Source organism: Stenotrophomonas sp. SRS1 (assembly GCF_026130205.1).
Lineage (GTDB): Bacteria > Pseudomonadota > Gammaproteobacteria > Xanthomonadales > Xanthomonadaceae > Stenotrophomonas > Stenotrophomonas rhizophila_B.
Genome location: NZ_JAINFD010000003.1, coordinates 245,346 through 271,814, shown reverse-complemented (window position 1 = coordinate 271,814; position 26,469 = coordinate 245,346). Strand labels below are relative to the sequence as shown.

Annotated in this window: 27 protein-coding genes; 8 read left to right on the top strand and 19 right to left on the bottom strand. The window is 67.3% G+C overall.

What is annotated here, in order from left to right; translation table 11 throughout:
* Positions 1–79 precede the first annotated feature (79 nt).
* From K4043_RS11905 to K4043_RS11845, 13 genes are all read right to left on the bottom strand, one after another.
* Positions 80–517, bottom strand: coding sequence for a hypothetical protein (locus tag K4043_RS11905; protein WP_265309469.1), 438 nt, complete (start codon positions 515–517; stop codon positions 80–82).
* 132 nt (positions 518–649) lie between these two features.
* The gene (locus tag K4043_RS11900) at positions 650–1,363 is read right to left on the bottom strand and encodes a tetratricopeptide repeat protein (protein WP_265309468.1); all 714 of its coding nucleotides are present in this window, start codon (positions 1,361–1,363) and stop codon (positions 650–652) included.
* The gene (locus K4043_RS11895) at positions 1,356–2,045 is read right to left on the bottom strand and encodes a Fe2+-dependent dioxygenase (RefSeq protein WP_265309467.1); all 690 of its coding nucleotides are present in this window, start codon (positions 2,043–2,045) and stop codon (positions 1,356–1,358) included. The genes K4043_RS11900 and K4043_RS11895 overlap by 8 nt, the downstream gene beginning before the upstream one ends.
* A 48-nt stretch (positions 2,046–2,093) precedes the next feature.
* Positions 2,094–4,379: a TonB-dependent siderophore receptor gene (locus tag K4043_RS11890; RefSeq protein ID WP_265309466.1), complete on the bottom strand. Its 2,286-nt coding sequence runs from the start codon at positions 4,377–4,379 to the stop codon at positions 2,094–2,096.
* 149 nt (positions 4,380–4,528) lie between these two features.
* A complete protein-coding gene (locus tag K4043_RS11885; RefSeq protein WP_265309465.1) occupies positions 4,529–4,924 on the bottom strand; it encodes a hypothetical protein in 396 nt (131 codons plus the stop codon).
* Positions 4,925–5,013: 89 nt separating this feature from the next.
* Complete coding sequence (locus tag K4043_RS11880) at positions 5,014–5,346, bottom strand: non-heme iron oxygenase ferredoxin subunit (protein ID WP_123728590.1); 333 nt, start codon at positions 5,344–5,346, stop codon at positions 5,014–5,016.
* Positions 5,343–5,879, bottom strand: a complete 537-nt coding sequence (locus tag K4043_RS11875) for a GNAT family N-acetyltransferase (protein WP_265309464.1) — start codon at positions 5,877–5,879, stop codon at positions 5,343–5,345. Before K4043_RS11875 ends, K4043_RS11880 begins: the two co-directional genes overlap by 4 nt.
* Positions 5,880–5,987: 108 nt before the next feature.
* Entirely contained in the window at positions 5,988–7,244 is a 1,257-nt protein-coding gene (locus K4043_RS11870) for a cysteine desulfurase (RefSeq protein ID WP_265309463.1), read from the bottom strand.
* Positions 7,241–8,503, bottom strand: a complete 1,263-nt coding sequence (gene sufD, locus K4043_RS11865) for a Fe-S cluster assembly protein SufD (RefSeq protein WP_265309462.1) — start codon at positions 8,501–8,503, stop codon at positions 7,241–7,243. The genes K4043_RS11870 and sufD overlap by 4 nt, the downstream gene beginning before the upstream one ends.
* Complete coding sequence (sufC, locus tag K4043_RS11860) at positions 8,503–9,267, bottom strand: Fe-S cluster assembly ATPase SufC (protein WP_123728594.1); 765 nt, start codon at positions 9,265–9,267, stop codon at positions 8,503–8,505. Before sufC ends, sufD begins: the two co-directional genes overlap by 1 nt.
* A 45-nt stretch (positions 9,268–9,312) precedes the next feature.
* Positions 9,313–9,723, bottom strand: coding sequence for a DUF1311 domain-containing protein (locus tag K4043_RS11855; RefSeq protein WP_260232165.1), 411 nt, complete (start codon positions 9,721–9,723; stop codon positions 9,313–9,315).
* On the bottom strand, positions 9,720–11,195 hold the full coding sequence (gene sufB / locus K4043_RS11850; protein ID WP_123728595.1) for a Fe-S cluster assembly protein SufB: 1,476 nt from the start codon (positions 11,193–11,195) through the stop codon (positions 9,720–9,722). The genes K4043_RS11855 and sufB overlap by 4 nt, the downstream gene beginning before the upstream one ends.
* Positions 11,196–11,208: 13 nt before the next feature.
* Positions 11,209–11,661: an SUF system Fe-S cluster assembly regulator gene (locus tag K4043_RS11845; protein WP_026070170.1), complete on the bottom strand. Its 453-nt coding sequence runs from the start codon at positions 11,659–11,661 to the stop codon at positions 11,209–11,211.
* A gap of 172 nt (positions 11,662–11,833) precedes the next feature.
* Here K4043_RS11845 and K4043_RS11840 point away from each other — a divergent pair, with 172 nt between their 5' ends.
* A complete protein-coding gene (locus tag K4043_RS11840) occupies positions 11,834–12,301 on the top strand; it encodes an SET domain-containing protein-lysine N-methyltransferase (protein ID WP_123728596.1) in 468 nt (155 codons plus the stop codon).
* Positions 12,302–12,422: 121 nt separating this feature from the next.
* Positions 12,423–12,965 carry a type 1 glutamine amidotransferase domain-containing protein gene (locus tag K4043_RS11835; RefSeq protein ID WP_123728597.1) on the top strand — a complete coding sequence of 181 codons (543 nt, stop codon included), beginning with the start codon at positions 12,423–12,425 and terminating at the stop codon, positions 12,963–12,965.
* Between the two features lie 39 nt (positions 12,966–13,004).
* Here K4043_RS11835 and K4043_RS11830 read toward each other — a convergent pair whose 3' ends face one another.
* The 3 genes from K4043_RS11830 to K4043_RS11820 all read right to left on the bottom strand — a co-directional run bounded on the left by K4043_RS11830 (position 13,005) and on the right by K4043_RS11820 (position 14,688).
* Positions 13,005–13,601, bottom strand: coding sequence for a DUF1439 domain-containing protein (locus K4043_RS11830; protein ID WP_123728598.1), 597 nt, complete (start codon positions 13,599–13,601; stop codon positions 13,005–13,007).
* A gap of 115 nt (positions 13,602–13,716) precedes the next feature.
* On the bottom strand, positions 13,717–14,028 hold the full coding sequence (locus K4043_RS11825) for a DUF3861 family protein (RefSeq protein ID WP_123729686.1): 312 nt from the start codon (positions 14,026–14,028) through the stop codon (positions 13,717–13,719).
* A 261-nt stretch (positions 14,029–14,289) separates the two neighbouring features.
* Positions 14,290–14,688, bottom strand: coding sequence for an HU family DNA-binding protein (locus K4043_RS11820; RefSeq protein WP_019185677.1), 399 nt, complete (start codon positions 14,686–14,688; stop codon positions 14,290–14,292).
* A gap of 365 nt (positions 14,689–15,053) precedes the next feature.
* On the opposite strand from K4043_RS11820, the gene K4043_RS11815 reads away from it, so the two are divergent.
* Complete coding sequence (locus tag K4043_RS11815; RefSeq protein WP_123728599.1) at positions 15,054–15,488, top strand: OsmC family protein; 435 nt, start codon at positions 15,054–15,056, stop codon at positions 15,486–15,488.
* Between the two features lie 86 nt (positions 15,489–15,574).
* Entirely contained in the window at positions 15,575–17,248 is a 1,674-nt protein-coding gene (locus tag K4043_RS11810; protein ID WP_265309461.1) for an amidohydrolase, read from the top strand.
* 16 nt (positions 17,249–17,264) lie between these two features.
* Here K4043_RS11810 and K4043_RS11805 read toward each other — a convergent pair whose 3' ends face one another.
* Complete coding sequence (locus K4043_RS11805; protein ID WP_265309460.1) at positions 17,265–18,140, bottom strand: PhzF family phenazine biosynthesis protein; 876 nt, start codon at positions 18,138–18,140, stop codon at positions 17,265–17,267.
* Positions 18,141–18,290: 150 nt separating this feature from the next.
* Between K4043_RS11805 and K4043_RS11800 the strand changes: the two genes are divergently transcribed.
* Genes K4043_RS11800 through murD form a run of 3 tightly spaced genes read left to right on the top strand, consistent with a single transcriptional unit; the run spans position 18,291 to position 23,670 of the window.
* Positions 18,291–20,894 (top strand): bifunctional aspartate kinase/diaminopimelate decarboxylase, encoded by a 2,604-nt coding sequence (locus K4043_RS11800; protein WP_123728602.1) that lies wholly within the window; start codon positions 18,291–18,293, stop codon positions 20,892–20,894.
* A 33-nt stretch (positions 20,895–20,927) separates the two neighbouring features.
* The gene (murL, locus tag K4043_RS11795; RefSeq protein WP_265309459.1) at positions 20,928–22,280 is read left to right on the top strand and encodes a UDP-N-acetyl-alpha-D-muramoyl-L-alanyl-L-glutamate epimerase; all 1,353 of its coding nucleotides are present in this window, start codon (positions 20,928–20,930) and stop codon (positions 22,278–22,280) included.
* A complete protein-coding gene (gene murD / locus K4043_RS11790; RefSeq protein WP_265309458.1) occupies positions 22,261–23,670 on the top strand; it encodes a UDP-N-acetylmuramoyl-L-alanine--D-glutamate ligase in 1,410 nt (469 codons plus the stop codon). The genes murL and murD overlap by 20 nt, the downstream gene beginning before the upstream one ends.
* 129 nt (positions 23,671–23,799) lie before the next feature.
* On the opposite strand, the gene K4043_RS11785 is transcribed toward murD, so the two are convergent.
* A complete protein-coding gene (locus K4043_RS11785) occupies positions 23,800–24,396 on the bottom strand; it encodes an SMI1/KNR4 family protein (protein ID WP_265309457.1) in 597 nt (198 codons plus the stop codon).
* A 163-nt stretch (positions 24,397–24,559) separates the two neighbouring features.
* Here K4043_RS11785 and K4043_RS11780 point away from each other — a divergent pair, with 163 nt between their 5' ends.
* The gene (locus K4043_RS11780; RefSeq protein ID WP_265309456.1) at positions 24,560–25,360 is read left to right on the top strand and encodes a dienelactone hydrolase family protein; all 801 of its coding nucleotides are present in this window, start codon (positions 24,560–24,562) and stop codon (positions 25,358–25,360) included.
* Positions 25,361–25,389: 29 nt separating this feature from the next.
* Here K4043_RS11780 and K4043_RS11775 read toward each other — a convergent pair whose 3' ends face one another.
* Positions 25,390–26,388, bottom strand: a complete 999-nt coding sequence (locus K4043_RS11775) for a polyprenyl synthetase family protein (protein ID WP_123728607.1) — start codon at positions 26,386–26,388, stop codon at positions 25,390–25,392.
* Positions 26,389–26,469: the final 81 nt, after the last annotated feature.

Here is a 26,469-nt window from a genome sequence, read left to right as displayed (position 1 = left end):
GCGCAGGAATCAGGAAGGCCCGGAACGGGCAGAACGTGCGTGACCGGGCGGGGCGCGATGGCGCCGCCGGCCGTGTGGATCAGCCCTGCGGAGGGGCTTGGCCGCGCTGGACGCGCAGGCCGGGTGCAGCAGGCAGCGGCGTGGCCGGTGCCGAACCAATGGCGGGTACGACCCGTGGCGGCTGTGCTACCAGCGTGGCCATCAGCGCATCCAGCGATTCCACGACCGGTGGCAGCGAGGGCTGCGGCGGTGGCGTCGGCGCAGGGCGCGCGCTGGCGACCCGGCGCGGCTTGGCCGGGGCGTCTTCCTGCGGCGCGGTCTCACCACCGCCCACCGGGCGCTCGTCCATTGGCATCTGCAGGACCATCACGGTGCTGCCCGGGGTAACCCGTTCCAGCACCGGCAGGCCGGCCAACAGCAGCGACAACAGGCCCAACCATGCCAGCACAGTCGACAGCGCATGCTGGCGCCCGCGCATGGCGGGAGCAAAGCTGCGGTGGCGGTGTGGATGGCGCAAGTGGGGCCCCTGTCAGACGGCCAGTCGATCAGCCGACTGGCAACGCGGCGGGATTGTAGGTGAGATTCGTTAGCGGACGCAAATGAGAATGATTAATGATTCGAGCGGCTGCTGGTGCGCGAGCCCCTGCAATCAGGTAACCAGCGCCCGGATTGAGGGATGGGGCGAGTCTGCCAAGGTGGGGCGCAGGTGAGCCAGAAACGACGGGCTGCCGTGTGCAAGTGCGCGACGCAGCCAGTGCGCTGCACCGTCGATGTCGCCGGCGGCGAGCAGCACGGAGGCATGGCTCGCCTGGCCGCGGAAGTCGCCGGCCTCGGCCGAGCGCCAGTACCAGGCCGGTGCCGCCGCCGGATCGGCGTCGACCCCGATCCCGTCCTCCAGAGAACGTCCGACCAGATTCATCGATTTGGCATGGCCAAGCCGTGCGGCGCGCAGGTACAGCGCGAACGCGGCCCGTTCGTCGCGGGCCACGCCACGCCCGGTAGCCAGCAGGTTGGCCAGGTTGTACAGCCCCCAGTCCAGCTCGGCATCGGCCGCCTTGCGGTACCAGACCGCCGCCAGCGCCGGGTTGATCGGGGTGCCGCTGCCGAGTTCGTGGCAGCGTCCGAGCATGTTCATCGCGATGGCCAGGCCACCGTTGGCGGCGCGCTCGAACCAGAGCACGGCCGCGGCGGCATCGGGTGCGATCCCGCGTCCTTCCATCCGTGCCTGGCCAAGCAGGAACTGCGCCTGCGGATCGCCGCGCTGTGCGGTAGCTTCCAGGGTGGCGAGCGCGGCGGCTGGATCGTGTTGCAGCTGGTCGGCCAGTGCCGCCACGTCGAGCGCAGGCAGGGGAGCCTCAGACATCGGCCCACTGCCGCAGCAGGTTGTGATACACGCCGGTCAGGTTGACCAGCGCAGGGTGTTCGGGGTGGTCATGGGTGAGCCGGCGGATCGAGACATCCATATCCCACATCAGGCGCCGCTGGCCGTCATCGCGCAGCATGCTCTGGATCCAGAAGAACGAGGCCAGCCGCGTGCCGGCGGTGACCGGGGTGACCTGGTGCAGGCTGGTACCCGGGTACAGCACCATGTGGCCGGCCGGCAGCTTGACCCGCTGGTTGCCGTAGGTGTCTTCGATCACCAGCTCGCCGCCCTCGTACTCGTCCGGATCGCTCAGGAACAACGTGGCCGAGAGGTCCGTGCGTACCGGTTGCGGTTGTCCCGGAACGGTGTAGTCGTAGCGCACCGCGTTGTCGACATGGAACCCGAAGGTCTGCCCCGGCTGATAGCAGTTGAACAGCGGCGGGAAGATGCGACGCGGCAATGCGGCCGAGAAGAAGGTGCTGTTGCGGCCCAGCGCATCGAGGATGGCCGAGCCGACCGCTCGCGCGGCCGGATCGGACTCGGACAACTGCAGGTTGTGCTTGGCCTGCGCGGACTGGTAGCCCGCGGTCAGGCGGCCGTCGGTCCAGCCGGCCGTGGCCAGCTGCTGGCGGGCCTGGGTGACCTGCTCGGCGGTGAGGACGTCGGGAATATGCAGCAGCATGATCGGCTCCAGCCCCTCCCGTACGAGCGCGCGGGAGGGGCGTATCGCTTAGAACGTGAAGTTGAAGGCCAGCGTGGCCGAACGGCCCGGCGCGATGGCGGCGTAGTGCGAAGCGTACGCCTTGGTGAAGTAGGTTTTGTTGGTCAGGTTCTGCACGTTCAACTGCAGGCTGTAGCGCTCGCTGAAGGCATAGCCGACCATCGCATCCCAACGGGTGTAGGAGGGCACCCACTTGGTGTTGTTGACGTTGCCGTAGACCTTGTCCACGTAGTTGGCACCTGCGCCCAGGCTCAGGCCCGGCACGAACGACGGCGCCCACGTGGTCCACAGACTGGCGCTGTGCTTGGCGGTGTTGGGGAACGCGTTGCCGTTGAACGGCGAGGGCACGTAGACGCCGTTGACCAGCGCAAAGCCGTTGTCCTCGACCACGGCATGCAGGTAGGTGTACCCACCGAAGACCTGCCAACCCTCCACGATCGTGCCGCTGAAGCCCAGCTCGGCACCCTTTACCTTCTTGGTACCGGCGTTCTGCGTGGTGCCCGCATCGCTGGTCACGCGCGCGTTGCTCATTTCGGTCTGGAAGATCGCACCGGTCAGCGACAGGCGGGCATCGAACAGATCCCACTTGGTGCCCAGTTCGATGTTGCGGCTGCGCTGCGGTTTCAGGTCCTGGATGGTGGCGCTGATGCCGTCGGCGCCGTCGCCGCCGTCCACGCCGACCGGGGTCGAGGAGGTGCCCCAGGAGAGGTAGATGCTGCCGTTTTCCATCGGCTTGAACACCAGGCCGGCCTGGCCGTTCCAGAACGAGGTGTCGTTGCGCAGGTGCTGCAGGTTGGCCGCCGCAGTGGGGTTGAACTGGTGGGTGTTGTAGTCGTCGAAGCGCGCACCCAGGTTCAGCATCCACTGCTCGCTGAAGCTGATGGTGTCGAACACATAGGCCGACTTGGTGCGGGTGGTCTGGCGCACGTCGCGGGCCGGATCGCTGCGGGTGACGGTGTGCGTGGCCGACCACGGATCATTCGGGTTCGGGTTGGTCAGGTCGGTGCAGTTGTAGCCGGTCGCCGCACCGGTGGTCGGGCAGCTCTGGTTGCCGGTCAGCGGGTTGTTGGTGCCTGCGGTGGTCTGGCCATTGGGGCGACGCACATCGGCGATCGCGTAGGTGCCGCGCACGGTCTTTTCGCTGCTGTACTCCACGCCGGCGTTGAAGTTGTGGCGCAGCGGGCCGGTTTCCAGCTCACCGGTCACGCTGGTCTGGTTGACGAAGCTGTCGGTCTGCGTGGCGCGTGCGTTGGTACGGCGCCAGACGGTGCCGAACAGGTTGGGGTTGCCCTTGCTGTCGTCCGGCTGGGTCCACAGGTAGTCGTTGCGGGTGTCGCCGTAGCGGGTGATGTTGCGCAGGACGATGCTGCCGAAATCATGCGACAGGTTCAAGGTGGTGATGTCCGCCCTGGTCTTCTGGAAATCACGGTCGACCAGGCCATAGAACGCGTCGCGGTTGGTCACGGTCGGGCTGCCGTCGCCATTGAGCGCCACGTTCGGCCCGCTGGTGAACGGGTTGTTGTATGGGAAGCCGCCGGCATCGGGCAGGTCGTCGGTTTCCATGTGGTAGTGGCTGATCACCGCCTGCGTCGGGCCGTTCAACCCGAACGCCAGCGATGGCGCGATGCCCCAGCGGCTGCTGTTCACCTCATCACGGCCAGCCACGTCGGCATCGTGCTTCATGATGTTCACGCGCGCGGCGATGCCGTCGCCGATCACCTGGTTCGCATCCAGCGTGCCGCGACGGTAGCTGTCCGTGCCGGCGGCCAGGCTGCCAGACACGAAGTTTTCCAGCTTGGGCGTCTTGCTGACCAGGCTGATGGTGCCGCCGGCCGAGCCGCGACCGGAGTAGGCCGAACTCGGGCCCTTGACCACATCGATCTGCTCGATGGCGAACACTTCGCGGGTCTGGCTGCCAGCATCGCGGATGCCATCGACGTAGATGTCCGAGGCCGAATCAAAGCCACGGATGAAGGGGCGGTCACCGGTCGGGTTGCCGCCTTCGCCCGCACCGAAGGTGATGCCCGGCACGGTGCGCAGCGCATCGAGCAGGGTGGTCGCGGCGGTCTGCTCGATCACCTGCTGGGAAATCACGCTGACCGACTTGGGCGTATCCAGCAGCGGTGCAGTGAACTTGGACGACTGCGCGCGGACGCGCTCGCCGTGGACATCGACGCCGTCCAGTTCGGTGGCGCGCTGCGGATCGGCGGCAGCGTCGGTCTCGGCATGGGCGATGGCGGGGGCGGCGATGGCCAGCAGCAGGGCGGACGACAACGGAGTCGGGCGGACGGTCATGGTGATTCCTGGGAAGACGGACGAAGGCCGGACGGCACGCGGCGGTCACGGCGGAGCGGAGGCAGGTCGGGAAAACGGACAGGCGGCCGACGGCGGCGCGGTGGCGCAGGCGTGGCGGGCATCGACGCGCAGCAGCGTCGATGCCGGGATCAGGCGCAGGGAGGGGCGTGGCCGGGGTTGAGCCGCAGCGAGGGTTCCAGCCGCTGCCAACGCAGCGCGTCGGCGCGCCACAGCGGCACCAGCGCGACCCACGGCGCGCGGCGCAGGCGAGGCAGCACCGCCGGGTGGGCGGCCTCGGGGTCGGGGCCGGTCTCGGCTGTCAGGCTGGGCTCGGCGAACGGCAGTTCCGGCGCAGGCGCGGGCGCGGTGGGCGCGGTGACCCGAAGCGTGCTGCCGGTGTCCGCTATCGCTGGGGTCTGGCCCGTCGCGGTGGAGCGCGCGGCGTTACCCGTACCTCCGGCGCTCAGCCAGCCGCATGCCAACAGCACCACGCACAACGTGGCCCACAGGGCGGCGATACCAAGAACGGAGCGGTTGGCGGACACGGCGTACCGGGCAGGAGCGGCCGGTTGGCCGCAATGCCTATGGTAATAGGAATAATTCGCGTTTTCAAAACGCCGGCGTTCAGCCCCGGTCAGTCGCGGTCGTCGCGGGCCCAGACGGCGTCGTGTTCCCGCTTGACCGGGAATTTCGCGACCGGCGAGTAGGCAGGGGCGCACAGCGCGGCCCCGTCGCGGACGTCGAAGCGGGCCCCGTGCAGGACGCACTCGATGCTGGCCTCGGTGGTATCGAACGTGCCCGAGGACAGCTCGAACTCGTCGTGGGTGCACTGGTCTTCCAGCGCGTACAACTCGCCGTCCAGGTTGAACACCACGATCGGCGTGCCGGTCACCTCATCGAAGGTGCTCTTCATCTCGCCGGGCAGCAGCTCGGCGCTGGCGCAGATGAAGGTCCAGGTCTCGCTCACGCCGGCACCGCCAGCGGCTTTTCCAGGATTTCGAAGCGCAGATCGTCGCGCTTGGGGATGCCGAAGCGTTCATCGCCATACGGGAACGGCTTCTTGATCCCGGTGCGCTGGTAGCCCCGGCGTTCGTAGAAGGCGATCAGCTCCTCGCGGATGTCGATCACCGTCATCTGCATGACCGGTACGCCCCACTCGCGCGCGGCGTGGGCTTCGGCGGCCAGCATCACCTGCTTGCCGATGCCGCCGCCCTGCTGGGCGGGGTCCACCGAGAACATGCCGAAATAGCCCTTGCCCTGGTCATCGGCGATATGCGCGCAGGCCAGCAGCTGGCCCTCGCGCTCGGCGAGCAGGATGGTACTGCGCGGGCGCTCGATGTCGGCCTGCAGGCCCTGCGGGTCGATGCGGGCGCCATCGAGGATATCGGCCTCGGTGGTCCAGCCGGCGCGGCTGGCCTCGCCCCGGTAGGCGGAAGTGACCAGGGTGACCAGGGCGGGGATGTCGGCCAGCGTGGCGGCGCGGTAGGTGAGGGTGCTCATGGCGCCATTTTAGGCTGGTCGGGGCCGGGACGGAAACGATCGGCATGGACAACAAAAAACGCCGTGGCAGGCCACGGCGTTCCGGTGGGGCGCAGAGCAGGGGCGGACTCAGCCCAGCAGCTTGCGCACCTTGTTCAGCGCCACGATGAAGCGCTCGATCTCGTCATGCGTGTTGTAGAACGCCAGCGAGGCGCGGCAGGTCGCGGCGACGCCGTAGTACTGCAGCAGCGGGTGCGCGCAGTGTTGGCCCGAGCGGACCGCGACGCCTTCCAGGTCGAGCAGGGTGGCCAGATCGTGCGAATGCGCGCCCTCCACCAGGAAGGAGACCACCGCGGCCTTGTCCGGCGTGGTGCCGAAGATGCGCAGGCCGTCGATCCTGTTCAGCTCTTCGGTGAAGTGCGCCAGCAGCTCGCCTTCGCGGGCTTCCACGTGGGCAAGGCCCAGTGACTCCAGGTAATCCACCGCCACGCCCAGGCCGATGAAGCCGGCGATGTTCGGGGTGCCGGCTTCGAATTTGTGCGGGGCATCGTTGAACACGGTGCCTTCGAAGCTGACTTCCTTGATCATCTCGCCACCGCCGAGGAACGGCGGCATGGCATCGAGATGCTCGCGCCTGGCCCACAGTGCACCGGTGCCGGTCGGGCCGCACATCTTGTGGCCGGTGATGGCGTAGAAGTCGCAGCCGATCGCCGGGATGTCGATCTTGCGGTGCGGCGCAGCCTGCGAGCCGTCCACCACGGTGATGATGCCGCGCTTGCGGGCCTCGCGGCAGATCTCGCGGACCGGGTTGACCGTGCCCAGTACGTTGGAGACGTGGGCAACGGCGAGCAGCTTGACCTCGGGGGTCATGGCCGCGCGCAGTGCATCCAGATCCAGGGCGCCTTCCGGGGTGATCTCGGCCACGCGGATCGTCGCGCCGGTGCGCTGGGCGACCAGCTGCCACGGCACGATGTTGGCGTGGTGCTCCATGCGCGAGACCAGGATGACATCACCAGCCTTCAGCCGCGGCAGCGCCCACGAATAGGCGACCAGGTTGATCGCGAACGTGGTGCCGCTGCACAGCACCAGCTCGCTGGCGCGCACGTTGAGGAAGCGCGCCAGCTTGTTGCGTGCGCCTTCGTAGGCATCGGTCGCCTCGGTACCGAGCGCATGCACTGCGCGGCTGACGTTGGCGTTGTAACGGCGGTAGAACTCGTCCAGCGCGCCGATCACCTGCACCGGCTTCTGGCCGGTGTTGGCGTTGTCGAAGTACACCAGCGGCTTGCCGTGCACCTCGCGCATCAACAGCGGGAAGTCCAGGCGCACGCGGTCCCAATCGGGCGCGGCGCCGGTATCGGCGACCGGGCGCGGCGTGGACAGGTTCATGCCACGCCCGCCAGGGCCAGCGCACGGTCGAGCTGGGCGGTGAGCTGCTTGGTCAGGCGCGCGTCGAGGGCGTTCAGCGGCTCATGGCAGAACGCGGCGCTCAGCAACTGCTGCGCGCGATCGGCCGGCAGGCCACGCGAGCGCAGGTAGAACAGCGCATTGGCATCGAGCTGGCCGACCGTGGCGCCGTGGGCGGCCTTCACTTCGTCGGCATCGATCACCAGCGTGGGCTGGGTGTCGATCTCGGCATCGGCGGAGAGCAGCAGGTTCTTGTTGGACAGGTTGGCGTCGGTGCCATCGGCGCCTTCGCGGATGTGGATGCCACCGTGGAAGACCACGCGGCTGCGATTGGCCGCGACGCCACGCCAGACCATTTCCGAGGCGGTATCGCGTGCGATGTGCTCGATGCCCAGGCGGGTGTCGACATGGCGGCGGCCGTTGCCGAGCAGCACGCCGTTGGCGGTCAGCTGGGCGTTGTCGCCTTCCAGGCGGACGTTGAGCTCATGGCGGCTCAGCGCGGCGCCCAGTTCCAGATCGACACGGCGGTACTGCGCGTTGCGGGCCAGCACGGCGTCGGTGCGCAGCAGCGAGGTGGCGCGGGTGGCGTCGGCCTGCACGCGCGCGTGCGAGAGCACGGCATCCTGCGCCAGGTGGACGTGCACCAGGGTATTGTCCAGGTGCGCGGCATCGCCGACATGCAGGTGATGCTCGACCACGCCCAGCGCAGCGCCAGAGCGAAGTTCGATCAGGTGACGGTGGTGCCAGGACAGATCGGTATCGGCGGCAACGCTGATGAAGACCAGCTGCAGCGGCGTCTCGACCTGCACGCCTGCTTCCACGCGCAGCAGCACGCCTTCATCGGCGAGCGCGGCGTTGAGGCGGGCGAACACCTCCTCGCTGCGCTCGAAGCGGCGGCCGAGGAAGCGAGCGGCTTCATCGCCCGCGGCCAGTGCCGAGGACAGGGTGGCCAGCTGCACACCGGCCGGCACCGCAGCGACATCGCTCAGCGCGCCGGACGGGCGACCATTGACGAACACCAGCCGCGGCGACGGAATGTCGGCCAGCAGGGCGGCATCGACCACGGCCGGGGCGAGCGGGGCCGGCTGGAAGCTGCGACGCTCCAGCTGGCGCAGGGAGGTGTATTTCCAGGCTTCGGTACGCGGGCCGGGCAGGCCGGCCTGCAGGGCGGCATCCAGCTCGGCGCGACGTGCATCGCTGCCGCAGAAGCCGCTGGCGAGGGAATCGAGCAGGGCGCTCATCAGACCGCTGCCTCCGGCACCACGCGGTCCTTCAGGAAGTGGTAGCCATGGGCTTCCAGTTCCAGGGCCAGTTCCGGGCCGCCGCTCTGCACGATCTTGCCATCGGCCAGCACATGCACCACGTCCGGCTTGATGTAATCGAGCAGGCGCTGGTAATGGGTGATCACGATGAAGGAACGGTCCGGCGAACGCAGCGCGTTGACGCCGTCGGCCACGCTCTTGAGCGCGTCGATGTCCAGGCCGGAGTCGGTTTCATCCAGGATCGCCAGCTTCGGCTCGAGCACGGCCAGCTGGAAGATCTCGTTGCGCTTCTTCTCGCCACCGGAGAAGCCTTCGTTGACGCCACGGTGCAGCAGCTCGTCCTTCAGGTGCAGCACGGCCAGCTTCTGGCGGACCAGCTTGAGGAACTGCATCGAGTCCAGTTCTTCCTCGCCGCGCGCCTTGCGCTGGGCGTTGAGCGCGGCGCGCAGGAAGTAGGTGTTGTTCACGCCGGGGATTTCCACCGGGTACTGGAAGGCCAGGAACAGGCCGGCGGCGGCGCGTTCTTCCGGCGCCAGCTCGAGCAGATCCCTGCCTTCGAACTGCACGCTGCCTTCGCTCACGTCATAGCCGTCGCGGCCGGCCAGGACGTTGCCCAAGGTGGACTTGCCGGCGCCGTTGGGGCCCATGATGGCGTGCACCTGGCCGGGCTTTACGTCGAGCGAGAGGCCCTTGAGGATTTCTTTGTCGCCGATGCGTGCGTGGAGGTTGTCGATCTTCAACATGTCGATAATCGTCTTGTCAGATAGGGGAACTGGAGGCAGCGCGACTCAGAGGTCGTATTCGCTGCGCTCGAGGAATTCGTTGCGCAGGTAAGTGACCCGCGCGGTGGTCAAGGCCGCCTTGGCGCCGGAATACAGCATCGGGTACATCGAGCCGTACAGCAGGCGCGGGTTCTCGTCATCGCCCACCGGGTAGCGCGCGTCCAGATCGGCGTCGCGCAGCTGGACCCACAGGCGCTGCGCTGCTTTCATCTTTGCCAGTGCCACCGGCTCGCCGGCCAGCTTGGCCACGATCTGACGGTACACCGCGTTCAATTCGGCATCGGCCTGCTTGAACTCGTTGTCGGCGCAGGCATTGAGCTCGAGCTGGTTTCCACCCGGATCGCATTTCACGTCCTGCGCGGCCACTGGCGCCACCGCGCCCAGCAGCAGACCCAGGCTGATCAGGACGCGGATCATCCGACCGAGCCTTCCAGGCTGACTTCCAGCAGCTTCTTGGCTTCCACCGCGAACTCCATCGGCAGCTCGCGGAAGACCTGCTTGCAGAAGCCGTCGACGATCATCGAGACCGCGTTTTCCTGGTCGATGCCGCGGGCGCGGCAATAGAACAGCTGGTCGTCGGAGATCTTGGAGGTGGTCGCTTCGTGCTCGACCGTCGCGCTGGGGTTCTTCACCTCGATATAGGGGAAGGTATGCGCGCCGGACTTCTTGCCGATCAGCAGCGAATCGCACTGGGTGTAGTTGCGCGCGCCCTCGGCGCCGCGATCGATCTTCACCAGGCCACGGTAGGTGTTCTGGCCATGGCCGGCGCTGATGCCCTTGCTGACGATCTTGCTCTTGGTGCGCTTGCCGATGTGGATCATCTTGGTGCCGGTGTCGGCCTGCTGACGATGGTGGGTCAGCGCGACCGAGTGGAACTCGCCGACCGAATCGTCGCCAAGCAGCACGCACGACGGGTACTTCCAGGTGATCGCCGAGCCGGTCTCGACCTGGGTCCAGGTGACCTTGCTGCGTGCACCACGGCACTCGGCACGCTTGGTGACGAAGTTGTAGATGCCGCCCACGCCGTTCTCATCGCCCGGGTACCAGTTCTGCACCGTGGAGTACTTGATCTCGGCATCGTCCAGCGCGACCAGCTCGACCACCGCGGCATGCAGCTGGTTCTCATCGCGCATCGGCGCGGTGCAGCCTTCCAGGTAGGACACGTACGCCTTGTCTTCGCAGATGATCAGCGTGCGCTCGAACTGGCCGGTGTGGCCGGCGTTGATGCGGAAGTAGGTGCTCAGCTCCATCGGGCAACGCACACCCTTGGGGATGAACACGAAGCTGCCATCGGAGAACACCGCCGAGTTGAGCGCGGCGAAGTAGTTGTCGCCGACCGGCACCACGGTTCCCAGGTACTGTTTGACCAGCTCCGGGTGTTCCTTGATCGCTTCGGACATGGAGCAGAAGATCACGCCCTTCTCGGCCAGTTCCTTGCGGAACGTGGTGCCGACCGAGACCGAATCGAATACCGCATCCACGGCGACGCCGGCCAGCCTGGCGCGCTCGTGCAGCGGCACGCCGAGCTTGTCGTAAGTGTCCAGCAGTTCCTTGGGCACGTCGTCCAGCGAGGCGTACTTCGGGCCCTTGGGCGCGGAGTAATAGCTCAGCGCCTGCAGGTCGATCTGCGCGATCTGCAGCTTGGCCCAGTCCGGCATCGGCATGGTCAGGAAGTGGCGGTAGGCGTCCAGGCGCCACTGCGTCATCCATTCCGGCTCGTCCTTCTTGGCCGACAGGGCACGGATGGTGTCCTCGTCCAGGCCGGGCGGCAACGAGTCCGATTCGATGTCCGTGATGAAGCCCGCCGAATACTTGCGGCCGAGCTGCTCATGGATCTCGCGGTTGGGGGTATCGCCGGTGGCGACGGTATCGAGGGTATCGGTGGCCATGGGGGCTGCCTGATCAGGAGACGACATCCGCCGCGATCGCGCGGCGGTGGGCGTCAACAAGGGGAAGAGGGGGCAGGATCTGCGCCAGGGTGACCGCGCGCAGCGCTTCGGACACCACGTCGTTGATCATCCGCCAGCTGCTGCGCGCGCCACACTGCAGCTCGCGGCCGCACTGGCTGTGGTCGTGGGCGCACTCGGTCAGGCCCAGCGGCCCTTCCATGGCTTCCACGATCTCGAACAGCGTGATCTGGTCTGCCGCGCGGGTCAGCCGGTAGCCACCGCGGACGCCGCGCAGGCCTTCCACCAGACCGGCCTGGGCCAGCGGCTTGAGCAGCTTGCTGACGGTCGGCGGTTCCAGACGGGCGAACTCGGCCAATTCGGTGGCACTGAGCACCTCGCCCGGGCGGGCAGCGAGCACGGTCAATACGACGGTGGCGTAATCGGTGAGCTTGGTGACGCGGAGCATGTGGGGTGCAGAACCATAAAGCGGACTGAAATTGTACGCTTTTCTCCGGCGGCATCCAACCCGCCCGTTCAGGCGCCCGAAGGGCGGCCTTGGGCGCGTAGTGAACCGCATCGCTTTGGCAATCACAAAGATTAAGCGAGAATCGGGGCTTCCCACCGCAACGGTCAGCCAGATGCCCAAGAAGATCCAGGCCCGCAAGTCCACCATCCATGGCAATGGCGTGTTCGCGCTGGCGCCGATTAAGAAGGGCGAGCGGGTCATCCAGTACAAGGGTCTGCTGCGCAGCCACGCCGACGTGGACGCCGACGACACCGGGGACGTGGAGAGCGGTCATACCTTCCTGTTCACCCTCAATGACGACTACGTCATCGATGCGAACTACAAGGGCAACGACGCGCGCTGGCTCAACCACAGCTGCGATCCGAACTGCGAGGCGGTGATCGAGGAAGCCGAGGGCGACAATCGCCGCGAGGACAAGGTCTTCATCGAATCGATCAAGGACATCAAGCCGGGCGACGAGCTGACCTACAACTACGGCATCACCCTGGCCGAGCGTCACACCGCGCGCCTGAAGAAGATCTGGGAATGCCGCTGCGGTTCGAAGAAGTGCACCGGCACGATGCTGCAGCCCAAGCGCTGATCCCTCCGGTCGCCACCGGCCGTCGGCCGGTGGCTGCGCCGACACGCTGTGCACATCGTGGTCACCGTCGCCCAATGCGCCCGTGGCCACACTGAGCGCTCCTACTTACTGGAGCCGCTCCATGGCACACGCACTCAACGGCAAGCACATCGCGATTCTCGCCACCGATGGCTTCGAACAGTCCGAGCTGCAGGAACCCAAGCGCTTGCTGGAATCCTGGGGCGCCTCGGTCAAGGTGATCGCCCCCGGTGACGCCCGCACGATCCGCGGCTGGAAAGACAAGGACTGGGGCGAGGAGGTCACGGTCGATGCACCGCTGAAAGGCGCCAAGGCCGACGATTACGACGCGCTGGTGCTGCCCGGTGGCGTGATCAATCCCGACAAACTGCGCATCGACACCGACGCGATTGCGTTGATCAAGGCCTTTGGTGCCTCACGCAAGCCGGTTGCCGCGATCTGCCACGGCCCGTGGCTGCTCGTCGAGTCCGGCCTGGCCAAGGGCCGCAAGGTCACCTCGTGGCCATCGCTGAAAACCGATCTGGGCAATGCCGGTGCCGAATGGACCGATGCCGAAGTGGTGGTCGATGGTGGCTTGATCACCAGTCGCAAACCGGGTGACATTCCGGCGTTCGCCGATGCGGTGGGCAAGGCCTTGGCCGGTTGAGGATGCAGGCACCGACCGTTGGTCGGTGCCTCTTCCGGGTTACTTGCTCAGCAATCCGGCCGGCACCAGCGCGCCGAGATCTTGGTTGAACGTCACCACCAGCTTGCCGTTCTCCACCTGCGCCGACTGGACCTGCAGCGTGCCCAGCACGGCAGCGACCGTCGGGTCGATCTTGTAGATCGGCTCGCGACGCGCGTAGTCGACCAGCCAGGCGTTGAGCAGGCCGCGGGTGCGCGAGTCGAGCTTGCCGCCGTTGTTGGCCGGCGTGAAATCGTCAACTGTCGGCTCCTGCAGATGGAAGCCCTGGGTCTGCGCGTCATAGCGCAGGCCGCTGCTCAGCTTGACCTTGCCCAGCGGCGCCGGGTTGCCGCCCGCGGTCGCCATGGCGATATCGAAACCGAGATCCAGGCGATTGCCCTGCGGCAGGGTGAGCTTGGGGTGGCTCATGGTCATGGCGATGAGGCCACCCAGCGCATCCTGCGTGCGTGGGAAGCTGCCATCGAGATACTGCTGCACATCGGGCGCACCGACCGACAACTGGCGGCCGGACACACTCGGTGCGGCCTGCGCGCCGACGGCAGCGGCAAGCAATACGGTGCAGGCGGCGAGGCGGGACAACAGCGGGCGAACGTTCATGACGGCAGGCCGTGGGGGAATGAGGGGCCAACAATAGCGCGCGCGGCTGAATCCAGCTTTGACGTGTCGTCGTCAGCAGGGCGCGTGGTGGCTGTCGGCGGCACCCGCAGCTGGCTCAGGGTGCGCCCTGGATCGACTCCAGTGCGGCCAGCACCTCATCCAGTTTCGGTTGCAGCACGGTGAGCGGGTGGCCAGGTTCATCGGCATGGCGCTGGGCGAGGTCGCGCAGCAGCTGGGTAGCCACGATAGCCGCGGCACGTTCGTCACCACTCAGCCCGGTGTTGCGCCGCGCGATTTCCAGCAGGCGCATCCAGTCCTGCTGCGCGCGATGTTCCAGTTCGATGGTGCAGCGCCCGCTGCACTGCAGGCCGTCCTTTTCGATCGGAGTGACGGTGATGCGGTAACGCTGGGAGGAAGAGCTGGCCATGGCTGCCTGCGCGGTGGGGGACAAGGCCACCATAGGGCGCGTCCCGCGCGCGGACGACAGGTACCGTCGCACGCAGTGTTCCACCCGGTACGTTCCGGCCGGTTCTGCCATGGCGCAGATCGCGGCAGGACAGGCATCTGCGCGGGACGTACGCGCCGCAGACGTCTTTGGAAACGCTGTGTTTCGCTGCGTGCGGCGAGCCCGAAAAAGAGACGGGACGGCATAGGCCGTCCCGTCCGGGTGCTGCAGGAAGCGCGCAGATTAGAGCGCGGCGTCCTTGAGCTTCTTGAGCGGACGCACCTTCAGCTTGGTGGACGCCGGCTTGGCGGCGAACCACTGCTCTTCCTTGGTGAACGGGTTGATGCCCTTGCGCTTCGGCTTGGCCGGCACGCTGACGGTGGAGATCTTCAGCAGGCCCGGCAGGGTGAAGCTGCCCGCGCCCTTCTTGTGCACCGAAGCGGCAACGGCGCCTTCCAGCGAGGCGAGCACGGCGCGCACGTCCTTGGCGACAACGCCGGACGCTTCAACGATGTGTGCAACCAGACCAGACTTGCTCAGCACTTCCTTGATCGGCTTGGGAGCGGCCGGCTTCGCGGCTGCCTTCGTAGCGACTTTCTTTACTGCCTTCTTCGGGGCAGCCTTCTTAGCGGTCTTTGCCATGGTTTCCTGTTCCGTGAACGGTTGGTTGTTTGGTCGCGCCGAACCCCGTCGGCAAGCGAAATGTAGGGCAACTATGGGGCGCCGCCAATAGGCAAACGCATAAAAATTCGTGATTTCCACGCCCTTCGTTACCGCAGTGCATCAGGTCATAGCCAAAAAACAGGGTCCGCCCTTGCGGCGGAGGCCATCGGTCATGGACCGTCGCACCCCGACTGTCGCACGAAAACCACTTGAAAACAGCATCGGTCTTGAGGGCCGATTCAGCTGGGGTCGACACCTGCCGATCACCTGACAGCGATCAGACATGGCACTAACGCGCCACGGTCTAGGCTGGTCTGGTCATTCACGCCGCAGGAGATCTCACGATGGGTATTTCACGCCACGCCACCGCGCATTGGGAAGGTGACCTCAAGACAGGCAAGGGACAATTGAGCACGCCCCAGAGCGGCTTGATGGACAAGACCCGCTATGCCTTCAGCAGCCGCTTCGGTGATGAGAAGGGCACCAACCCGGAAGAACTGATCGCCGCCGCCCACGCCGGCTGCTTCACGATGGCGCTGTCGGCCAAGCTCACCGAGGCCGGTTTCGTGCCGACCTCGCTGGATACCGAAGCCAAGGTCGACCTCTCGATGGAGGGTGGCCCCCAGCTGTCGCAGATCACGTTGAAGGTGAAGGCCGTAGTGCCGAACATCGAGGCCACCCAGTTCCGTGCCATCGCCGATGACGCCAAGCAGAACTGCCCGGTGTCCAAGGCGCTCAGTGCGGTACCGATCAGCCTTGAGGCCGAGCTGGCCGGCTGATTCCGCGCCAGCGATTGGTGCACAGCAGATTGTGATGGGGAAGCGGCGGCCGCATAGTCGCCGCTTTCCTGTTGTGGGGTATCTGCATGCGTCTGACCGCTCTTGCCACCCTGATGAGCTGCCTGCTGGCCGGCACTGCGCAGGCCGATGTGCGGCTGTTGACCGCCGCGACCATCCACACTGGCAATCCCGAGGCACCGGCGGCCACGGCGCTGGCCTGGGATACCGACACCGGGCGGGTGCTCGCCGTCGGTGATCGGCAGGCACTCCTGGAGCTGTATCCATTGGCAGCGCTGACCGACGTTGGCGAGGCCACCGTGATCCCGGGGCTGATCGATGCGCATGCGCACCTGATGTTCCTGGGCGGCGCCCTGATGCAGGCCGACCTGACCGGTGCGACCAGTACCCAGGACATCGTGGCGCGCCTGCAGCGCCTTGCGGCCGACAATCCCGAGGGCTGGCTGCTGGGCAGCGGCTGGGACCAGAACCGGTGGCCGGACAAACAGTTCCCGACCGTGGCCGACCTCGACGCGGCGTTCCCGGACCGGCCGGTCTGGTTGGGTCGCATCGATGGTCACGCGGGCTGGGGCAACAGCGCGGCACTGCGCGCGGTCGCACGGCAGCCCGGCCAACGCGCGTTGAAGGGCAGCTGGCAGCCGGCCGGTGGGCGCATCGTGCGCGATGCCAAGGGGCAACCGAGCGGGGTGTTCGTCGATGAAGCGATGACCCTGGTGCAGGCGGCGATCCCAACGCCCAGCGACGCCGCCCGCGAGCAGATGCTGACCCGCGCACTGGATAAAGCGGTCAGCCAAGGCCTGACCGGTGTGCACGACATGGGCGTATCGCGCGCGGATCTGGCCCTGATGCGCCGCTTCGCCGATGCCGGCACGCTGCCGCTTCGCATCGATGCGTATGCCGATGGCAATGGCGATGCCCTCGCTGATCTGTGTGCACAGGGCGCGTACCAGCATGCCGGTGGCCGCCTGGAAATGCGCGGGGTCAAGCTCTTCATGGACGGCGCGCTGGGCAGCCGCGGTGCTGCGCTGTTGGCCGATTACAGCGACGACCCGCACAACCGCGGGTTGCTGGTGACCTCGCCGGCCGATTTTGAAACGGCGGTGCGCAAGGCCGATGGCTGTCACATCCAGGTCGCCACCCACGCGATCGGGGATCGTGGCAACCGCATCGCGCTGGATACCTATGCCAAGGTGCTGGGCGAGCGCCGTGGCAGCGACCATCGCTGGCGGATCGAGCATGCGCAGGTGGTGGCGCTGGAGGACATTCCGCGCTTTGCCCAGCTCGGCGTGATCGCCTCGATGCAACCTACCCACGCCACCTCGGACATGGGCTGGGCGCAGGATCGGGTCGGTCCCGAGCGCATCCTTGGGGCCTATGCGTGGCGGCGGATGCTGGGCTCCGGTGCCCGTCTCGCGCTGGGTTCGGATTTCCCGGTGGAGCAGGTGGATCCCCGCCTGGGCCTGTATGCCGCCGTCACCCGTCAGGACCGTGCCGGCCAACCGCCGGGTGGCTGGCAGCCCGATCAGCGCCTGACCGCGGCCGAGGCGCTGCGGGGGTTCACCGCTGATGCGGCGTGGGCAGGCCATGACGAGGCCCAGGTCGGCCGGTTGCAGCCCGGCCTGCGCGCGGATTTCGTCGTGCTTGATCGCGATCCGCTCAGCATCGCGCCTACCGAACTGGCCGACCTGCAGGTGCGCTCGACCTGGGTCGATGGCGCACCGGTGTACGACGCGGCGCGTTGACGCGCCGCCGCCGGAATTACCAGTCCAGCGTGCCGCGGATGACGGTCTGCACCTGGCCTCCGGACCAGACATCGCCATGGTCATCGATGCGCAGGGTCAGGCGCGCATCGTGGCCCACTTCACGGCCCTGGCTGACCACATAGCTGCCCGCGTTGCCGGGCAGCGCGTCGCGGCTGTCCAGCCAGGCAGCCAACACCGCATTGGCGGCACCGGAGGCGGCGTCTTCAAAGCGGCGACCGTTGCCGACGAACGCACGCACCGCCAGGTCCCAGGCCTGGCCTTGGCTGCGTGCATAGGCGAATACCCCCATGCTGTCGGTGGCCTCGGCCAAGGTGGCCACGGCATCCCAATCGGGGGTGAGCGCGCGCAGGGCGGCCTCGTCAGCGAGTTCCACCACCCACCAGCTGCGGCCACCGGCCATGCGTGCCGGCGGCAGGCTGCCCAGTGGCCACCCGGCCAGGGCTGCCTGCAGGCGCGGGTCGGCGGCAGTGGTCACTTCGGCGACCGCGGCGCGCGGGGTACGGATCGCGATGGTGCGGGCGTCACCGCTGCCATCCACCCGCAGCGGCAGGGCGCCGGCGATGCCGTCCTGGACCAGCACGCCCTCGACCGGTGCGGCCACACCCAGCTCCAGCACGGCATGCGCGGTGCCCACGCTGGGGTGGCCGGCGAACGGAACTTCCTTCTGCGGGCTGAACATGCGGATGCCGTAGCTCGCGCCCGGGGCGGCAGGCGGGAACACGAAGGTGGTCTCCGGCAGCCGGGTCCAGCGGGCGATGGCCTGCATCGCCGTTTCTTCCAGGCCCTGTGCATCAAGCACGACGGCCAGCGGGTTGCCGGCGCCGGGGTAGGGCGAGAACACATCCAGCTGCAGGAAACGACGGGAGGTCATGGCGGGGCGCTCAACGAAAAACGGGCGGGCAGCTTACCAACCAGGGCCGCATTGCGGGCCCTGCCCCTGCAACGGGCAGGCTTGGCATAGAATCGGGAGTTCGGCCCGGCGTGCCGGGCGATCCCCCTCACTACCCAAACCTCCACCTCCATGTCAGCTTCCCCCCTTGTCGATCGCTGGATCGTACTGAAGTTCGGCGGCACCTCCGTGTCGCGTCGTCACCGCTGGGACACCATCGGCAAACTGGCGAAAAAACGGGCGGAAGAAACGGGCTCGCGCGTGCTGGTGGTGGTATCGGCGCTGTCCGGGGTGACCAATGAACTCACCGCGATCGCCGATGGCGCCGCCGACAGCCGCGACCGTGTCGCCGCGCTGGTCGCGCGCCACCGCGAATTCCTGACCGAGCTGGAGCTGGACGCCACCGCGCTGGACGTGCGTCTGGACGCGCTGGCCGGGCTGCTGGACGATCCGCGTGCCGCCGGTCGGCCGCTGGAGTGGCAGGCCGAGGTGCTGGGCCAGGGCGAATTGCTGTCCTCGACCGTCGGTGCGGCCTACCTGCGCGCCAGTGGCCTGGATTTCGGCTGGATGGATGCACGTGAGTGGCTCGATGCACTGCCGCCGCAACCCAGCCAGAGCGAGTGGTCGCAGCGCCTGTCGGTGAACTGCCAGTGGCGTGCCGAGGCGGAGTGGGCCGCGCGTTTCCGCGCCCAGCCGACCCGCATGCTGATCACCCAGGGCTTCATCTCCCGCCATGCCGATGGTGGCACCGCCATCCTCGGTCGCGGCGGTTCGGATACCTCGGCGGCGTACTTCGGTGCGCTGCTCGGTGCCAGCCGCGTGGAGATCTGGACCGATGTCCCGGGCATGTTCAGCGCCAACCCGAAGGACGTGCCCGACGCGCGCCTGCTGACCCGACTGGACTATTACGAAGCACAGGAAATCGCGACGACCGGCGCCAAGGTGCTGCACCCGCGTTCGATCAAGCCGTGCCGTGATGCCGGCGTGCCGATGGCGATCCTGGATACCGAGCGCCCCGAGCTGCCGGGCACCAGCATCGACGGCAATGCCGCGGCGGTGCCAGGCGTAAAGGCGATCAGCCGCCGCAACGGCATCGTGCTGGTCTCGATGGAAGGCATCGGCATGTGGCAGCAGGTCGGCTTCCTGGCGGACGTGTTCGGGCTGTTCAAGAAGCATGGCCTCTCCGTGGACCTGATCGGTTCGGCCGAAACCAACGTGACCGTCTCGCTGGACCCGTCCGAAAACCTGGTCAGCACCGATGTGCTGGCCGCGCTGTCGGCCGACCTGTCGCAGATCTGCAAGGTCAAGATCATCGTGCCGTGCGCGGCGATCACCCTGGTCGGCCGCGGCATGCGCTCGATGCTGCACAAGCTCTCGGACGTGTGGGCCACCTTCGGCCGCGAACGTGTGCACATGATTTCGCAGTCGTCCAACGACTTGAACCTGACCTTCGTCATCGACGAAGCGGACGCGGACGGCCTGCTGCCGATCCTGCACGCCGAGCTGATCGACAGCGGCGCGATGCCGGTGGAAGAGGGCGAAGTGTTCGGCCCGCGCTGGCGCGAAATCGCCGGCACCATCCGCCCGCGCGAAACCGCCTGGTGGCGGGGCCAGCGCGAGCATCTGCTGACGCTCGCCCAGGCCGGTACGCCGCGCTACGTGTACAACCTGCCCACGGTGCGGGCGCGTGCACGCGCGCTCAATGCGATCAAGGCGATCGACCAGCGCTACTACGCGATCAAAGCCAACTCGCACCCGGCCATCCTGGAAGTGCTGGAGCAGGAAGGCTTCGGCCTGGAGTGCGTGTCGCACGGCGAGCTCAAGCACGTGTTCAATACGCTGCCGACGCTGTCGCCCAAGCGCGTGCTGTTCACCCCCAGTTTCGCGCCGCATGCCGAGTACGATGCCGCGTTCGCGCTGGGCGTGACCGTTACCCTGGACAACGTGGAAGCCCTGCAGCGCTGGCCGGAACTGTTCAGCAACCGCGAGCTGTGGCTGCGCGTGGATCTGGGCCGTGGCGAAGGCCACCATGCCAAGGTCCGCACCGGCGGCAAGGACTCCAAGTTCGGCCTGCCGATCGCCCGCGTGGATGAATTCGTCCGCATTGCCGGCGAGCTGGGCACCCGCGTGGTCGGCCTGCATGCGCACCTGGGCAGCGGCGTGGAAACCGCGCAGCACTGGCGCCTGATGTGCGATGAACTGGCCGGGTTCGCCCGCCGCATCGGCAGCATCGAGACCATCGATATCGGTGGTGGCCTGCCGATCCCGTACAGCGCCGACGACGAGCCGTTCGATCTGGAGGCCTGGGCGATCGGCCTGGCCGAAGTGAAGGCCGTGCACCCGGCGTTCCGCCTGGCGATCGAGCCGGGTCGCTACCTGGTGGCGGAGTCCGGCGTGCTGCTGGCACGGGCCACCCAGGTGGTGGAGAAGGACGGCATCCGCCGCGTCGGTCTGGATGCGGGCATGAACACGCTGATGCGCCCGGCGCTGTACGACGCCTGGCATGACATCGAGAACCTCAGCCGCCTGAGTGGTTACTCCGAAGCGATGTTCGATGTGGTCGGCCCGATCTGCGAATCCAGCGACGTGTTCGGCAAGCGCCGCCGCCTGCCGGCCTCGACCGCGCCGGACGATGTGATGCTGATCGCCGACGCCGGCGCGTATGGCTACGTCATGGCCAACACTTACAACCAGCGCGAGCTGCCGCGCGAGGACGTCATCGATGATGGCCCTTGACCGCTGCCTGTCGCCTTCCAAACCGGATACACCATGACTGCTTTTGATAAACACCAGGTTGCCGTTTTCCGCTTCGTCCGCTGCGAATTCGCCGCGGACACCGGCGTGGCGCAGCTGGTCTACGCCTTCGATGACGGCCCGGAACTGATCGAGACGGTGACCATTCCGGGCGCGCCGTTCGTGCTCGAGGGTGACCGCGCCGAGGCAGTGCAGCGCGCCCTGCGCCTGCTGCACCTGATGGCCGGCGTGAGCTACTACAAGGCCGGCGTGCCCGAACAGGTGCGCATCGACAGCTACACGATCGATGCGGCGACCGCTGCGCTGGTCGAGACGGTGTACCTCAATGGCCTGGGCGAATTCGCCTACCGCAATGGCCTGAACCTGCGTGGCCGCTTCCGCCTGCCGGTGGAGGGCGAGGCCTTCGCCGCACCGGCGCTGGGCCTGCGCGAACACGCGCTGGTCGCCATCGGCGGTGGCAAGGATTCGCTCGTCAGTATCGAAGCGCTGCGCAGCCTGGGCATCGCCGAAACGGTCACGTGGATCGGCGGCTCGCAGCTGATCCGCGCCTGCGCCGAGCGCACCGGCCTGCCGATCCTCAACATCGGCCGCACGCTGGCCCCGGAGCTGTTCGAGCTCAACCGCCAGGGCGCCTGGAACGGCCACATCCCGGTCACCGCGGTGAACTCGGCGATTCTCGTGCTGGCCGCGCTGCTGCAGGGCGTGGACCAGGTGGTGTTCTCCAACGAGCGCTCGGCCAGCTATGGCAGCCAGATTCCGGGCACCGGCGAGGTCAATCACCAATGGTCGAAGGGCTGGGCGTTCGAGCAGGCCTTCGGCGAGCATCTGGAACGGCACGTCGCCGCGGACCTGCACTATTACTCGCTGCTGCGCCCGCTCTCGGAGCTGGCGGTGGCGCGTCAGTTCGCCAAGAGCGATGTCTACGACGCGCATTTCTCCAGCTGCAACCGCAATTTCCACATCCTGGGCGAGCGCCCGGTGAACCGCTGGTGCGGCGTCTGCCCGAAGTGCCACTTCGTGTTCCTGGCGCTGGCCCCGTTCATGCCCAAGATGCGCCTGGTCGGCATCTTCGGCCGCAACCTGCTCGACGATATCGAGCAGGCGCCGGGCTTTGATGCGCTGCTGGAATTCCAGGACCACAAACCGTTCGAGTGCGTGGGCGAAGGCCGCGAATCGCGCGCCGCGATGGCGACCCTGGCCGCGCGACCGGAATGGAATGAAGACGCGCTGGTGAAGCGCTTCGTCCACGAGATCCGCCCGCAGCTGGATGCCACCGAACTGCAGATCGAGCCGCTGCTGGCGCTGGAAGGCGAACACCGCATTCCGCCGGCGATCTGGGAGCGTCTGCGTGCGAATTTCGCAGCTTGAAGGCAAGCGCGTTGCGTTGTGGGGCTGGGGGCGTGAGGGGCGTGCGGCGTTCCGCGTCCTGCAGCAGCGGCTGCCGTCGCTGCCGCTGACCCTGTTCTGCCCGGAGGCCGAGGCCGCCGGTGCGCGCGAGGAAACCCACGGCGCGCTGACGGTTCGTTCGGATGTCACCGGCGAGGCGCTGGCCGCGTTCGAGGTGGTGATCAAATCGCCGGGCATCAGCCCGTATGGCGACGCTGCGTTGCACGCCACGGCACAGGGCACGCAGTTCATCGGCGGTACCTCGTTGTGGTTCGCCGAGCAGGCCGCTGCCGACGGCATCGTGCACGACACCGTGTGCGTGACCGGTACCAAGGGCAAGAGCACCACCACCGCGCTGCTGGCGCACCTGCTGCGCGCCTCGGGCGCGCGCACCGGGCTGATCGGCAACATCGGCCTGCCGCTGCTGGAAGTGCTCGACCCGCAGCCGGTGCCGCAGTACTGGGCAGTGGAACTGTCCAGCTATCAGACCGGCGAGGTCGCGCGCAGTGGCGCGCACCCGCAGGTCGCCATCGTGCTGAACCTGTTCCCCGAACACCTGGATTGGCACGGCAGCGAAGCACGCTACATCGACGACAAGTTGCAGCTGGTCACCGGGGCCGCGCCGCGGATCGCGGTGCTGAACGCGGCCGACCCGTACCTGGCCGGCGTGTCGCTGCCGGAGAGCGAGGTCATCTGGTTCAATCAGCCTCAGGGCTGGCACATGCGTGGTGATGTCGTGCATCGCGGTGAGCAGGCCGTGTTCGACACCTCACACACGCCGCTGCCGGGCCGACACAACCGCGGCAACCTGTGCGCGGTGCTGGCGGCGATCGAGGCGCTGGGCCTGGACGCGGTGGCACTGGCGCCGGCGGTGCAGGACTTCCGCCCGCTCCCCAACCGCCTGCAGACCATCGGTACGCGCGAGGGGGTCACTTTCGTCAACGATTCCATCAGCACCACCCCGCACGCGAGTCTGGCGGCGCTGGAATGCTTCGCCGGTCGCCGCATCGCGCTGCTGGTGGGCGGGCATGATCGTGGCCTGGACTGGCACGACTTCGTCGCACACATGGCGCACGACGTGCCGCCGGTGGAGATCGTCACCATGGGCGCCAACGGCCCGCGCATCCACGCGCTGCTGCAGCCGCTGGCCGATGCAGGCCGTTTCGGTCTGCATGCCGCTACCGATCTGCCCGAGGCCATGCGGCTGGCGCAGGCCGCGCTCGGCGGGCAGGGCGGGGTGGTCCTGCTGTCGCCGGGTGCGCCGAGCTATGGCGTGTACCGCGACTACGTCGCCCGTGGCCGCCACTTCGCTGAACTGGCCGGCTTTGATCCGGATGCGATCACGGCGATCCCGGGCATCGGCATTGCCTGATCTGTCGATGTAGAGCCACGCCATGCGTGGCTGCTGCTGGCATGGATTCTGCAGCCACGCATGGCGTGGATCTACCCTGGGGCGACGCGGGATACTTCATCTACCCTGCTTACGCCGGTGATGCAGGTATCAGGCTTCTTCTTCATCGATGAACGCGTAATCCCCGTCGATGAGCTGCTGCAGGTACGCATCGAAACCCGGTGCAATCACGGCATAGCTGTCCGGGTCGTGCAGATAGCGCACCACCTGGCCGACCGTGCCGCCGGGTGCGGGATCGAAATCCAGGTAGAGCATCGAGGTGCCGCCATTGTTCATGCAGTGCGAGAAGCACAGGCGCTTGCCCATCGGCAGGTCCGCATCGATGCCGTCGCCGAGAATCTCGGGGTCTTCCTCCAGCCAGTCCTCGTAGATCGAGCGGATGCTGTCATCCCACTGCGCGCTGTCCTCGAACACCTGCTCCACCGAACGCAGGTAGTAGGGGTAATGCCCCTCCTCGACATCCGAGCCCAGCATCAGCACCACCGCCTCGCCACCCGGGTAGGTGCGGAAATGCGTGCCATCCACCCGCGCCAGCAGCGCCACCAGGCTCTCGGGCACCTGCGGCCAGTGCTCGCGCAGGCGCGCCAGATCGCCCGTGCTGGCTCCTTCCACCCAAGCCCACATCCGCGCATCGTCGTCGGGCAGGCGGGGCACCAGGCCGGAAAGAAAGCGATCGACAAGGCTCATGAGGGGTTCCATGCACAGGGGCCGGCCAGCCTGCCATAACAGGGACGGAGGTAGTTAATCCGAGGTAGTTGATTCACGGGGCTGCACGTCGCGCCGACGCTTCTACACGGTCCCGTCAACCGGCCGTCATACACTCGGGACTCTTTCTGTCGGGAGCAGACGCATGAACAAGCAATGGCGGTGGGGTGCGGCGGTGCTGTTGGGCATGACGGCGCTGCCCGCGCTGGCGGCGATGCAGGCCAAGCCGGTGGAGTGGACCCAGGACGGCACCACCTTCAGCGGGGTGCTGGTCTATGACGACAGTGACAACGACAAACGCCCGGGCCTGGTGATGGTGCCCAACTGGAAGGGGGTCAACGACTCGGCCATCGCCAAGGCCAAGCAGCTGGCCGGCGACGACTATGTGGTGCTGGTGGCCGATGTATACGGCAAGGGCGTGCGCCCGAAGACCGATGCCGAGGCGGGTCCGGTGGCGACCAAGCTGCGCAATGACCGTCCCGTGCTGCGGGCGCGTGCGCTCAAGGCGATCGAGGTGCTCAAGGCGCAGGCTGGCAAGGCGCCGCTGGATGCCAGCCGGATCGGCGCGGTCGGGTTCTGCTTCGGCGGCACCACGGTGCTGGAGATGGCCCGTGCTGGCGCACCGCTGGCCGGTGTGGTCAGCCTGCACGGTGGGCTGGGCTCGCCGCTGCCGGCCAAGGCCGGTGGAACCCATCCCTCCGTGCTGGTGCTCAATGGCGCCGACGACAAAAGCGTGAGCAAGGACGACATTGCCGGTTTCGAGCAGGAAATGAACGCCGCCAAGGTCGACTGGGAGTTCACCAATTACAGCGGCGCGGTGCACTGCTTTGCCGAGTCGGATGCGAACAGTCCGCCGGGGTGCCAGTACAACGAACGCGCCGCCAAGCGTGCGTGGAAGGCGCTGGTTGAATTCTTCGAGGAGCGGTTCGAGACGACACGCCGGTAGGTGCCGACCGTTGGTCGGCACGCCTCCGATCAATGCGAGCGCTGCACCGCGTAACGGGCCAGCCCGCGCAGGGCGGCCACGGCATCGTTGTCGGCCAGGCCGTCGAGCGCACGCTCGGCGGCATCGGCATATTCCTCGGCACGGGCGCGGCTGTACTCCAGCCCGCCGGTGGCGTGGATGGCGGCCAGCACTTCGGGCATCGCCTCGGCGTCGCCGTTCTGCACGATCTCGCGCAGGCGCTCGCGGGTGGTGGCATCGGAATGCGCCATCGCGTGGATCAGCGGCAGGGTAGCCTTGCCCTCGGCAAGGTCGTCGCCCAGGTTCTTGCCCAGCTCCTCGGCGTTGGCCGAGTAGTCCAGCACGTCGTCGGCGATCTGGAAGGCGTAGCCCAGGTTCATGCCGTAGTCGTACAACGCTTGCTGGGTGGCTTCATCGACGCCGCTGGCCAGCGCGCCCAGACGGGTGCCGGCGGCGAACAGCACCGCGGTCTTGCGCTCGATAACGCGCAGGTAAGCGGCCTCGTCCGTATCCGGGTTGTGGACGTGCAGCAACTGCAGCACCTCACCCTCGGCGATCCGGTTGGTGGTGTCGGCCAGGATCCGCATGACCGGCATGCGGTCCAGTTCGACCATCAGCTGGAAGCTGCGCGAGTACAGGAAATCGCCCACCAGTACGCTTGGGGCGTTGCCCCACAGTGCATTGGCGGTGCTGCGGCCGCGGCGCAGGCTGGATTCGTCCACCACATCGTCGTGCAGCAGGGTCGAGGTATGGATGAACTCGATGATCGCGGCCAACTGGTGGTGTTCCGGGCCGGCCTGGCCGACCGCGTGGCCGGCCAGCATGACCAGCATCGGGCGCAGGCGCTTGCCACCGGCCGAGATGATGTGGTCGGCGATCTGGTTGATCAGCACGACATCCGAGGACAGTCGGCGACGAATCAGCGCATCGACGGCGTCCATGTCGGGCGCGGCGAGCGTCTGGATCTGGGGCAGGCCCAGCGCGGGGCGGGTGTCTTCGGTGATGGTCATGCGGTCTGACTTTCAGGCTTGGGCGGAATTATAGGCGGTGCCGTCGTATTCCGCCCGCGAAGACGCGCCGGTGGCCCGGTC